Raw genomic sequence first — 12,437 nt, 5'->3', positions numbered from 1 at the left:
CGTGCCCGAAGAAAAGGTTGCCATAGCGCTGATAAATAAATCCTGGGGCGTAAAAGGGGAGGTGGTAGCACAACCACTGACCCGTTTCACCCAGAGATTCAAGCAACTTGGCAAAGTTAATATTTCGGGCCCCAGAATAGATCTGGACCTGACCGTCGAAGCGGTCAGACCGCACTCCGGTCGGGTCCTGATTAAATTTAAGGAGATTTCCGACAGAGAAGAAGCCGCCAGGCTCAGAAACACTTATTTGCAGATCGACGCCAGCGAAACGTTCGAACTTCCAGAGGGAAATTACTATCATTTTCAATTAGTCGGTCTGGAGGTGTTCGATGCTGGGGCTGAAAAAATCGGTAAAATCAGCGATGTCTGGGAGTATCCCGCCGGCGATATAATAGTCGTCAAATCCGATAAAGGCCGGATGTTGATCCCGTTCATCAGCGAGACAATAAAAAAAGTCGATATTGAAAACGATCGAATGGAGGTAGTCCTTCTTCCCGGAATGGAATTTGAAGCTGAATGAAATTCGAAATCCTGACCATTTTTCCGGAGATCATCGAAAACGCGGTCAAGGCCAGCCTTCTGGGCAAGGCACGTGAGGCTGGAATCATAGAAATCGACACGATCGACATCCGCGACTTCGCAACCGACAAGCATAAAACGGTCGATGACACCCCGTTCGGAGGTGGCGCCGGAATGGTCATGAAACCGGAACCGATCGATATGGCTTTAAGTCAACTGCTAAAAACAGGAGATAAGAATCGGGCCAGGATTATGCTGACATCAGCTTCAGGAAAAAAATTTGACCAAAAATTTGCGGAAAAGCTGGCGCGGGAAGAATTTTTGATTATAATCTGCGGAAGATATAAGGGAGTCGATGAACGTCTCAAGAAGCTCTACCCGATAGAGGAAGTTTCTATCGGCGATTATGTCCTCTCCGGCGGGGAGGTTGCGGCCCTGGTGATAACCGAGGCGGTCAGCCGATTGAAGCCGGGCTATATGGGCAAACTCGAGGCGGCCGAAGATGACTCTTACAGCTGGGATATACTGGGTTACCCGGTCTACACCCAGCCCCAGGTTTACCGCGACCTGAAAGTTCCGGAGGTGCTGGTTTCCGGTCATCATGAAAAGATCCGGGTATTCAGGCGCAAAGAGGCTTTGAGAAAGACATTGTTACAGCGACCCGAGATTCTGGAAAAGGTCGAGTTGAACGCTGAAGATGAGAAATTATTAGACGAAATAAAACAGGAAGAAAACAATTTCTAATATACTGTTGGAGGTCTGCTATGGATTTATTGTCGAAGATAGAGAGTGAATATAAAAAACCGAAAGTCTCCCGGTTCTCCCCCGGCGATACGGTTAAAGTTCATGTGCGTATCAAAGAGGGCGACAAGGAAAGAATCCAGATATTCCAGGGAACGGTTATCAAAAAGCGTGGCAGCGGATTAAATGAATCATTCACTGTTCGCAAGGTTTCCTCGGGTGTTGCGGTCGAAAGAGTGTTCCCGCTTCATTCACCCAACGTGACCAAAATTGAGCGGACCCGTCGCGGAAGAGTGCGCCGTGCCAAATTGTACTATCTGCGCAACCTGACCGGTAAACAGGCCCGCATCGCCGAGAAAAAAGAAGATAAAGCTCCCAAGGGGAAAAAAGGCGCGAAAAAATAGCTGTTTACAGATTGATTTTAAGCCCGTCTATTCCACGAATTCAGGCGGGCTTTTTTGTTGCACAAAATTAAAATCAGAGTAGTCGAGAAAGACCTGTCCGCTGTCGAAAACCTGCCTCAGGCTGGCATAAAGCGAGTCATTCCCGTCTTTGAGTTGAAGTGTATGCATTCCCGGATCGAGACCCAGACGTTCACTCAAATACTGTCTTACCGACCCCTGTGGAACCATATCGACGTACAGGATTAACCCCAGAAGTGAATCCGGAAAGTCCCCGATCCTGAGGTAGGCGGTCCCGCGGGGCACATCGACAATTTCGGAAGGTGCAGGTTTTTGTTCCTCTTGACCGGAAATCACCTGCCGGACATCATCTATCCACCCATCGACAGTATATTGAAAGTCCCTGTAATCATTCAGGTAAGCCCATGCACCCACCCCACCGGCAATCAGAATCAAGACGAGTAAAAGCCATCCAAACCGAAAACGTCTTCTCGACGGGACCTTAAGAGGCCTTGTATCCACACGCGCGGTCACTTGCTCTCCTGAAGATCGATTGGAATCGAAAAGCTTCTTAATGACGTCGTTTTCATGTTCCAGTTCAGCATCAGATTCGACATCGACCGTCTGGCGGGAGAAGTTTTTGTCGATTTCATCACAGTTAACATGATCAGTAATCCTCGCCAGGGCAACTGTAATATTGTCCTCACCTCCCGCCTGGTTGGCCATGTCAACAAGCTTTTGCGCCATCTGATCCAATGAGAGACCGTTGTCTGACATGACCGCGAGAATATCTCCATCGGAAACGAATCCGCATAAACCATCAGAACAGAGCAGGTAGATATCTCCATCGCAGGTATTGTCCTGACGAATATCCACCTTGACATCTTCTCTTGTCCCCAGCGCGCGGGTGATCACGTTCTTGGACACAAAACTCTTGGATTCTTCTTCAGTTAATTGTTTCGAGTTGATCAGTTCATTGACCCAGGAATGATCCATGGTGAGTTGTTCGAGATTGCCGTTGCGGAACCTGTATACCCTGCTGTCTCCGACATGACAGATAATCACGCTATCGTTCTCGAATAGAGTGGTGACAACCGTGGTACCCATCCCCCGCATCTCCTCATTGCGCACAGACTTGAGATAAATTCTGCGACTGGCCAGGCGAATCGCGTGCACCATCTTACGGCCGGACTTCGAAAATCCTTTATCGAGTTTCAGAGAATCCGGGGGATCAGTCAACTGAGATGAATCCGCGATCACATCTCCAATTGTCTCAACTGCCAGCTCGGAAGCAACTTCCCCGGCCGCATGCCCACCCATTCCATCGCAAACAACTGCCAGATCATTTTCCGGCAAAAGCCTGAAATTATCTTCGTTCAGTTCCCTGACCCGACCGACATCGGTCAATGCGGTAAATTCAATTTTCACGGCAATATCACTTTAGAATCAAAATTAATATCAATATTATCACCAGCAATCCCACGCCGACAAGTATATACGGCAGATACCGCTGTAACTTCTCCGGTGAAATCGCGTCAATTTTTATCTTTGCTACCGGAGCATCGATGTTTTTCTCGGACACCAATTTGAATACTGTGCTCTCGCGCACCGAGGATATCTCGATCAGGTCGCCCTCCTTGAGTGGAAGGACCTCATCGGTGGAGATCGTACGATCGTTGAGTTTAGTACGCATCTGGCTTTTTGTATCGCTCAGGTAGAAAACTCCATCCGTGTAGTCGACAACCGCGTGTTCTCGCGAGATCGAGGTGTCAACTTCACCCTTGCGGTCAAGGCGGACGATTATATCATTTTTCTGGCGGTCTCGGCCAATTCTGTTAGGCCCCTTAATCAGCTTGAACCTGTGATCCTGTAATGGTCCGGAGATCACCACCAGCCACATATCTTCCTCATCAGGTTTCAAAGGCTGTGGTTCAGGTTTCTTATGAGCAGACTCATCGGGGGTATCCCCGGCATCCAGCACCTTGGTCTTGTGAGCGGATTCAGCAGGCGCATCAGATACTTTTTCTGCCGACTCGATCGGCTGTTCCTGTTTTTGCGGAGCGATCGTCGGTTTGCGTGGTTCAAGAGTCGGTTTGCGCGGTTCTTCCTTTTCAATAGCTTTATCGACCGCTTTTTCTACTTTATCTGGCTCATCCTCGCTTTTCGCCGGCTCTTCCGGAGTATGATACTCCTCGGTTTTCTCAACCCGTACTTTCTCATCCGGGACATCCGGCCCATCCTCATCCTGTTTAACTTCGGCTGTTTCCTCAGGTCCTGTTTCAGGGACTTTCTCAGTTGAGGATTCAACTTGATCTTCTGCCGGTTTTTCTTCTAACTTATCAGGTTTCAATTCATCTTTTTCAATCGAAATCTCTTCATCAGACTTTTGGGAATCTTCCGTCTTTTCTTGTTCTTCTGTTTCTACCGGTTTTTCCTGGCGGGGTTCTGCGTCAGCGATCTTCTCCAGCTCATCATCAAGGACATTGAGGACCAGATCGTATTCCTCGATATTGATCGTATCGCCATCCTCGAGCTTAACCTCCCCCTCGACTCTTTCGCCAGTCACAAAGACCGCTGGTATATGGGTCACGAGCTGGAGGTAGAAACCATCCTTTCGCAATATTATTTTGGCCTGCTCCGATGCCAGAGCGGGATCTTCTATCGGGACATCACAACCGGATGAGCTCCCGACACTGATTTCCTCGCGACCGGGAAAATCAAAAGTGTTGACTATACTGCCGTCTTTTTGCAAAATTATCTTCGGCATTAATCTCTTCTCAGCTTCTTTTTGTATTTATAATTTTTCCCTTTACTGATTTTTTCACCATCATCCCATTCGCGGTAGCCGTCTTTGTTGGCGATAAACTTGTATTTACCTTCCGCCAGCCTGACTTCGAGACGTCCCTCCGAATTAGTACTACCCAGCAAAATCCGTTCGCGAGTATCCTTTTCTTCCGCCACGACATCGACACCTTCAAGGGGCTCCTTGCTTTTTCTATCGGTAAAGATAAACAGTAATTGCGCCTTGTCCTTATCTTCCTCTGGTTTTCTGACAACTGGTTGATCGGACGCTTGAGTTTCGCTTTTGGAAGTCATCTTCGCCACCAGCTCATTCTGGTTGACCCCGATAATCAGGCTCGTATCACGGTAGCCGTCTTTAGCCAGGTAGATCCTGTGCTCGACCCCGGAAAGAAGCATCTGAGAGGGTGTTTTCTCATTGACCTGTGAGACCTTGCCTTCGCTTTCGATCTTGTAGACAGTCGCTTTCAGATCGGGACCATCGGGATCACTCTTATCAACCGCGCTGATTTTTACCTGGCGAAACATCTCGTAAAACAATGAGCCCTTAAAATCCGAAGCGATGTTGACGGTTCTGACCTTGGTTTCAAAACCTGCTTTTACCAGGGTCAGTTTTGACGATCCGAACGGGATCATCATCTTGCCCGGTGTTTGTCCAATCGGGGTTTCGCGCCCATCTATCAAGACATCCGCGCCCTGTGGTTTGGATGAAATCGTGATCTCTTTTAAGAATCGCCCGGTCAGTTCCCAGCGTTCATCATCTTCGTTAAACTGCTTTTCCCATATATAGTCATCATCCGCCTGAAATTCACCGCTTTCGATCTCAAAACCGGCAAGCTTGACCGGATATTTACTGTTTTCATGCTCGAGCCTGATGTTAACGCTGTCCATAATCGGCACATCGACAAGCGCTGGAGTGATCAGATCGGTTTCTCTGGAATTGACATAAACTTCTGCCCCCTGTGGAATCGAATTGACATAGACTTCTCTCGTGAGGACAAAATTTGGAAAAGTCACCTCTGAACCTTCAGTCAGTACAAATTGCGTATCAATCGGATCTGCCTCCGGATGGAGAAGACGCAGATCATACTCGCCATCCTCGAGTTCGACCAGTTGAAGCGGTGTCTTACCATAGAGTTCATCATTCAAATAGACCTCGGCACCTTCGGGCGCGCTGTTGATCCAGACACGATAATCTCCCACAGGTCCGCTTTCACCGCCCCCCCGAAGCAACAGCGCTAAAATCAGGATTAAAATCAAGACTCCCAGCGATCCGCCCGCATATATCCAGACCCGGCTGTCGATACGTTTAAAATTGGCGGCAATCGAATTGAAATTAAACCCTCCGCGGCCGGATCTGGCTCCTGCTTGTGAGGTGTCGTGAATAACTGTGCGCGCTTCAGCGCTGGAGGTGTCGTGAACGACTGTGCGAGCCTCTTCGGAATTAAAAATCTGTGTTTTAGCTTCCTCGCCCGGTCCGGGTTGCGAAGGTGTTTCTGATGGCTTCTGTTTGGGATGATCGCTCTCAGAAGCTTCAGGCTCCGGTTTTGGTTTTGGTTCCGGTTTTGGTTTTTGCTCTGGCTCGGATATCTCGGCGAACGGATTGTCCCCGGCCGAGAGAACCTGTGTCTTGATATTCTGCTGATCCGACTTCTCGTCCTCAGGCTGCGGAAGAGAGGGTTCGCTTCCCGGTACAGTGTCCTCGCCGATATGAATTTCATGCACGAGCCTTGACAGGTCGGACATCGGTTCACCCGGATAATGCTTGCGGGTCAGTTCATATAAATCGACATACATCTCGTTTGCAGTTTTATAACGATCTGCGGTGTCACGCGCTAATGACTTCTTGACGATCTCGCGTAAATCAGGGGTGAGGTCCTGATCATTTAACCTGCTGAAATCGATCCTTCCTGACATGATATTCTTCATGATCGAAAAATCGGAGTCTCCCACAAACGCCTGGCATCCGGTCAAAAGTTCATAAAAAACCGTACCCAGAGAGAAGATATCGCTCTGGCGGGTAGCATCCCTGCCCTCCAGTTGCTCAGGCGAAAGATATGCCACCTTGCCCTTGACAAATCCGGTCTGGGTTTTCTGGGCCACCCGATGACGCGCTTTGGCAATCCCGAAATCAATCAAATTGACGGCGCCCTCGACTGACAGCATTATATTTGATGGTGATATGTCGCGGTGCACGATATTCAGGGACTGACCGGTCCTGCGGTCTTTGAGGTTATGGGCGTACTCGAGTGCCTTGCAGATCTCGCCAATAATAAACACAGCCAGGTTCTCCGGCACCCGGCCATCACGTTCAATGAAGTATTCGATCAGGTCACGCAGGTCAATACCCTCGACGAACTGCATGATAATATACAGGTTGTTCTCGGATGTCCTGCGCAGGCTGTAAATCTGGACTATATTAGGATGGTTCAAGCGGGCCGTGTTGAGCGCTTCATCGACAAACATATCCATGTACTGCTTATCACCCAAAAGCGACTGTGCTACCTCCTTGATAGCCACAGGTCGATCGAGCGTAATATCCCAGCCGTAATAGATCGTGCCGAAACCGCCGGTTTTTATCCGCCTCAGGATTTCGTACTGGTTGTCGATTATCTTGCGCAGGCTCATCGTTCGCTATCCTCGTTCTCGAAGCCGAACCTCTCGGGATCAGTGGCGATAATCATCACCGCCATGATCTTGGGTACATACCCCATGGTCTCGTTGTGAAGCATATCGCTTTTAACCAGGTACCAGAAACGATTTTCACCGATCACATCGATTCTGCGCAATGCACGGGCTACCCTGCCTTCCCCGGTATTGTACGAGGCCATAGCCAGCATATACGAGTTATACAAATTATACAACTGTTTAATATATTTACAAGCGGCTTGTGTCGATTTTTTAGGGTAGATACGTTCATCGACTGACCCATCCACTCTTAAACCAAATTGTCTCGCGGTTGCGGGCATAAACTGCCACAAACCACGCGCGCCGGCATGGGAGGTAACCGTCGTATCATAACCGGATTCGACAAACGCCAGCCAGGCGAAATGCTCTGGCAGACCTGCACCGCGCAGGAGCCTGCGGACCATACCGAGCTGTGGCCGGGCACGTTCCATTGAGCGCGAAAACCAGTTGCGCAGATTGCCTGTGAATTTTTCGACATAACCGGCTACACTTTCGACAAAAATCAAGGGGATCTCGTCCTGCGGATCGCCCATCTGGGCAGAAAGATCTTTCAGCCTCCAGGCGACATATTCATTGAGAGATTTCTTCTCGACCTCCTGCTTTTCCGTGTAGGGCCGGTAAAGCGCAAAATATCCTCCTGCCACTATCAAAGCGATAATCACGAAGACTGCGACCAGAGCCAGTTTGCGACCGCTCTTTTTAATACTAACCGCGCCGTCACCTCCAAAATCGACTGTTACTTCGGGACCATTATCTCCGAAGACGATTTCATCGCCGGCAGTAAGACGCGCGCTGTCAATCTTTTTACCATTGATGAAAGTACCATTGGTGGAGTTGAGGTCACGGACAGTCAGCTCGGGCGGACGGAAATTGATTTCGGCATGAGCGCGGGAAACCATCAGGTGATCCAGGGGAAGGTCGCAATCGACTTCCCTTCCGACAATTATCTTGCCGGGCGGATAACGATAAGTTTTATCCCCGGAGACTTCCAGGACAAGCACTGTGTCAGCATGCTGAACCATCTCGGTTTTGGCACGCTTGCCAGGTTGCGCGGATTCATCGGTATAGGTAATCTTGACCTCGGGACCGCCTTCTCCGAAACGAACCAGGTCACCGAAGGCAATATAGCCCTTATCATGGGGAGATTCATTGACATAAGTGCCGTTGGATGATCCCAGATCGGTCAAAAACAGCCCGTCACCTTTGATATTTATACGGCAGTGCTGGTAAGAGACGACATCGGAATCAAGCACCAGATCGCAATTTCCCGATCTTCCCACCAGCACCGAATCTCCGGAAAACCTCTTGCGACTGCCGACGTTTTCACCGGAGATGAACTCGACAATAATCTGCAATTACACACACCTATCCGGTTTTAAACACGAAATCAACCACAGAAGCAATACTGATCACATCATTGTTGATCAAAATCCGCCGGTCGATTCGATTACGATTCACATAGGTCCCGTTAGTAGAATCGGAATCGACAAGCGTATATTTACCGCCGGCAAACTCGATTATTGCATGATGGCCAGAGATTCCCTCTACCTGAAGGACGATATCGTTGTCGTTTGCGGATCCGATCTTATTAACCCCTTTGCGCAGGCGGTATTCTTTCTGGGATGCACTGCCCGACTTGACTTCCAGCCGTGCCTCGCCTATCGGTGCCTTTGATTTCTCAGAAGCTTTCTTCAATATGATAATGATGATGATTAACAGGATAATCACCAGCAGTATAATCAAAAGGATCAGGCCATATTTTTCAAAAAACGATTTCCCCTTGATATCAACTTCTTCACCACTCGGTTCAGAATACGGATGAGTTTCTGTCAGGACGTTTCCATCCAGATCGACATCGACATCGACAGTGAGTTCACCCTCCGTGGGCAGGTTGTTTAAGGCCAGCCAGTATTGACCGCGGATGAGCGCGACAGCCCGCCGGAAGAGAAAATAGATCATGTCACGCTTGTCCGCAGAGTAGAGGAAACCGCCCGAAAAATCAGCGATCTTCTTGAGATCCTCAAGCATCTGAGGATCTTTTTTGTCGTCATAGACCAGCGTATAGACCTGAGGAAGGCCATGCGAGCGTTTGTACTTTTCGAGTGTATTAAAGCTGTTGCGGCTGGATTTATCGTCAGAGTTAGTGAACACTATGAAGATTGGATATGTATCGCTTTGAAGTGAATCGTAGTACGATAATGCGCTCAAGATACCATCATAGAGCACCACTTTATCGCCATCAAACTCCAGCTTTTCTACTGCTGATTTCTGTTTTGAGAAAGATTTTTCCAACGGCAAGGCCATCTCAACATCACCGGCACAGGTAAAAAACGCCACGCGGTGACGGGACTCATCCAGCTTGCTTAAAAACTCCGTCGTGATTTTTTCACGTACTTCACTCAGCTCGTTAGCACGAAGCTCAGCGGTTCCAAGAATGAAGATAAAATCGATCTCACCGGAAGAGAACAATGCCTCCGCTGATTTCACATCGAGCGCTTCACCATCGACTTCCACCCTTGTAAAGTTTTCAGCGATCAAACCTGTGGCGATATTGCGATTGTTTTCAAATACCGACAGGACAACCATGTCATCATCGGGAAGCAAACGGTTGACATAGACATTGGCTTCAGCATCGATGTTGGTCGAGATCACAGCTTTCTTGACTATCGATTCCTTGACTGTCTTTTCTTTGACCAGAGAAGGCAATTCGGAGAGCTTAAATTTCCAAATTATCTCGTCCTTGTTGTCGAGGACATAGACGATATCTCTTCCAACAACATCGATTGAGATCGGCTTATCGAACATTCCGCCATACGGCCGTGACCATTCCGAGGTCTCATAGTCGGCCATAAAATAAAACACTTTCTCGTCCTCGTCGAGGACCAGCACCTCGCCATGCTGGTTGACACACAAATCGACAGGTTCGTCGATTTCCTTACCTGCGTAGGCAATCCGGATTTCTTTGAGGAATTCATTGTCAGAATTGAAGACCTGTACCGACTTGCGTTTTTTATCGAGCACAAAGACTCTGCCCTGGTGGTCTACATCGACCGCAATCGGCTCATCGAAACCGGCTCCCTGCAGACTTCCCAGTTTCTGCCCGGAGGGATTGAATATCTGTACCGATTCCTTGTCTTTATCGGCCACATACACCCTGCCATCGCGCGCCACCGAGACCGACATCGGCCGATCAAATGCTTTTTCACCGCCCAGAGTACCCATTCGTAAACCGTTTTCATCGAACTTACTGAGCTCATCGCGGTCACGGTCGACGACATAGATCGAGCCATCGACGCCGATATCGATATCCTGGGGCACGTCGATATTATCGTCGCCCGAGGACGGGATGGTGCGCAGGTACTGGCCGTTGGAGGAATAGACCTTGACCCGGTTGTTGCGGGCCGAACCGATAAAGATCTCTCCCTTGGGACCGACATAGATCGCCTTGACATTGGAGACCTCCGTATCGCCGGTACCCGAAGGTAGTTTGATGCGCGGCTGGGTCTCTACTTTAATCGCGGAAGCCTGCGCGCAAAATAACAATAAGAAAAGCAGAATCCAAACGGGCCTGAAGTCTTTATGCATATCCCCCCTCCTGCTTAGAGACATTTGAAGATCATCTCGGTCTTGCCGATCTTGATATGGTCATTGTCGATCAGTTCCCACTCGGTCTGTACCTCGCCGTTGACATAGGTCTTGTTTTTAGAGCCGAGATCGTTGATATAGAAACTGCCGTTTTCATAACGGATGGCGCAATGGGGCGAAGAAAGATAATCGTCACGCACGACGATATCTTCGTTTTCGGTCGGGCCGAGCGTGTACTTGCGATCATCGAGACGATAATCCTGGCCCTTGAATTCACCGTTTATAATAACCAGCCAGCCGACAACCGGCAGATCCTCCACCGTGGAGCCGACACCAACCACACGGGTCTTACCTCGTCCGGCGCCGCGCGCGTCAACAACACGCGTAGCCTGAGATTTCTTCTTGTCGCGCTTTGGCATTTTGGGAACATCCTTTCGTCCAAATCTAAAAAATTTTCCAAAAATATTTAGTCTCATCTGCCTGCCTTTTATTATTGTTATACGATCGCCTGGTAAAACCAGTAACCGAACATATTGACATCACGTTCCGCTGAGATAGCCGTCTGTTTTACAACCACTTCCTCTTTGGTAATGAATTTCCCATTTATTATGTACGGCATATTGCGCCAGCGATACTTACGGTCATTACCGGAGATTTCCCAGACACCGACTTTCTCGCCATCGACTTCGATATCAGTTTTAAGTCCGCCGTAAGCATAGTCGATCCGACGGATCATAAGAATATCGAGCTCCGGTTTAAGATTCTTGATCTTGAACTGCGCAAATCCTTCCCAGTGCAATCGCCCCCGATCGGACATCCGGGTACCATCGGGGAAGAAGAAGTTCTGTTTCTGGCGAAGCTCTTCTTTGACCCCGCCCAGCTTGAACTCGTGATCTTTTTCTGACTGATCATTTAGGATATCGATCCAATCGACGAGCTTGTAACGCACCTCATCGACCATAAGCTCCTCAGGGAATTCCTTCGACCAGATCTTGATCTCATCCATGGACAACCGTTCGCCCTTGAATTCCTCCAGTTCTCCCTCGATTTCCGATCGTATTTCAGCCACCTTCGGAGCCAGAAGCTTTTTTAGAGAATTGGATGCCTTGGATTGATAGATAATCAGGTTATTGAGGTCCTCGGATGTAATATCCGATGCCGAGGTCAGGTTCAAAAGTGCCTGCAAATTATCCTTGTATTCGCCGACCTCCTTGCGTTGCGAGAGATTGGGAGTATTCTCCAGTTCGGCAGAGATTTCTTTTTCGATATCAACAATTATCCTGATCAATTCGAAGGCGTTGCGGAAATCGATTTTACCACCGATCGAAACCATTTCGGCAGTCAGGGCGGCCTGGTATGCTTCCAGCGAATACTTCAAATCATAGAGCTTGTTGAGTTGCATGAAAACGACTTTCATGTCGTTATACACGGTAAAAATCCGGGACTTTATTTCGGGTGACAAAAACCAACCGAACGAACCGGCGATCGGTGCGAAACGGCAGTCCAGTTCACCAGCCTGCGGGGCCCTGGGATCGGCAGGATTTTTGACATCCTTGAGATCCTCCTCCAGACGAACCCGTGCTAATTCGATACCCTCCGTGATTTCCGGTGGAGTGGCTGAAAACTCGAGCTTGGCACGTTCGGCGATACGTTTGTGACCCTTATATTGTGGATTTGCCTTGTTGGTTATGAAATCGACCGGTT

10 protein-coding genes are annotated in these 12,437 nt (G+C 48.9%); 3 read left to right on the top strand and 7 right to left on the bottom strand.

What is annotated here, in order from left to right:
- Position 1 precedes the first annotated feature (1 nt).
- Genes rimM through rplS form a run of 3 tightly spaced genes read left to right on the top strand, consistent with a single transcriptional unit; the run spans position 2 to position 1,664 of the window.
- Complete coding sequence (gene rimM / locus GF404_05650) at positions 2 to 520, top strand: 16S rRNA processing protein RimM (GenBank protein MBD3381666.1); 519 nt, start codon at positions 2 to 4, stop codon at positions 518 to 520.
- Positions 517 to 1,263 carry a tRNA (guanosine(37)-N1)-methyltransferase TrmD gene (gene trmD, locus GF404_05645; protein ID MBD3381665.1) on the top strand — a complete coding sequence of 249 codons (747 nt, stop codon included), beginning with the start codon at positions 517 to 519 and terminating at the stop codon, positions 1,261 to 1,263. Before rimM ends, trmD begins: the two co-directional genes overlap by 4 nt.
- Positions 1,264 to 1,283: 20 nt before the next feature.
- Positions 1,284 to 1,664, top strand: a complete 381-nt coding sequence (rplS, locus tag GF404_05640; GenBank protein MBD3381664.1) for a 50S ribosomal protein L19 — start codon at positions 1,284 to 1,286, stop codon at positions 1,662 to 1,664.
- A gap of 27 nt (positions 1,665 to 1,691) precedes the next feature.
- Here rplS and GF404_05635 read toward each other — a convergent pair whose 3' ends face one another.
- From GF404_05635 to GF404_05605, 7 genes are all read right to left on the bottom strand, one after another.
- Complete coding sequence (locus tag GF404_05635) at positions 1,692 to 3,095, bottom strand: Stp1/IreP family PP2C-type Ser/Thr phosphatase (GenBank protein MBD3381663.1); 1,404 nt, start codon at positions 3,093 to 3,095, stop codon at positions 1,692 to 1,694.
- A 1-nt stretch (position 3,096) separates the two neighbouring features.
- Positions 3,097 to 4,428, bottom strand: a complete 1,332-nt coding sequence (locus tag GF404_05630; GenBank protein MBD3381662.1) for an FHA domain-containing protein — start codon at positions 4,426 to 4,428, stop codon at positions 3,097 to 3,099.
- The gene (locus tag GF404_05625) at positions 4,428 to 7,088 is read right to left on the bottom strand and encodes a PEGA domain-containing protein (protein ID MBD3381661.1); all 2,661 of its coding nucleotides are present in this window, start codon (positions 7,086 to 7,088) and stop codon (positions 4,428 to 4,430) included. The genes GF404_05630 and GF404_05625 overlap by 1 nt, the downstream gene beginning before the upstream one ends.
- Positions 7,085 to 8,503, bottom strand: coding sequence for an FHA domain-containing protein (locus tag GF404_05620; GenBank protein MBD3381660.1), 1,419 nt, complete (start codon positions 8,501 to 8,503; stop codon positions 7,085 to 7,087). Before GF404_05620 ends, GF404_05625 begins: the two co-directional genes overlap by 4 nt.
- 10 nt (positions 8,504 to 8,513) lie before the next feature.
- Complete coding sequence (locus GF404_05615) at positions 8,514 to 10,757, bottom strand: FHA domain-containing protein (GenBank protein MBD3381659.1); 2,244 nt, start codon at positions 10,755 to 10,757, stop codon at positions 8,514 to 8,516.
- Positions 10,748 to 11,209 (bottom strand): FHA domain-containing protein, encoded by a 462-nt coding sequence (locus tag GF404_05610; GenBank protein MBD3381658.1) that lies wholly within the window; start codon positions 11,207 to 11,209, stop codon positions 10,748 to 10,750. The genes GF404_05615 and GF404_05610 overlap by 10 nt, the downstream gene beginning before the upstream one ends.
- 1,105 nt (positions 11,210 to 12,314) lie before the next feature.
- Entirely contained in the window at positions 12,315 to 12,407 is a 93-nt protein-coding gene (locus tag GF404_05605) for a DUF3678 domain-containing protein (GenBank protein MBD3381657.1), read from the bottom strand.
- Positions 12,408 to 12,437: the final 30 nt, after the last annotated feature.

The organism is Candidatus Zixiibacteriota bacterium, assembly GCA_014728145.1.
In the GTDB taxonomy this organism is placed as follows: Bacteria; Zixibacteria; MSB-5A5; order JAABVY01; family JAABVY01; genus WJMC01.
The sequence above is the reverse complement of the archived record's forward strand: the minus strand, read 5'-3'. Positions and strand labels throughout refer to the sequence as shown.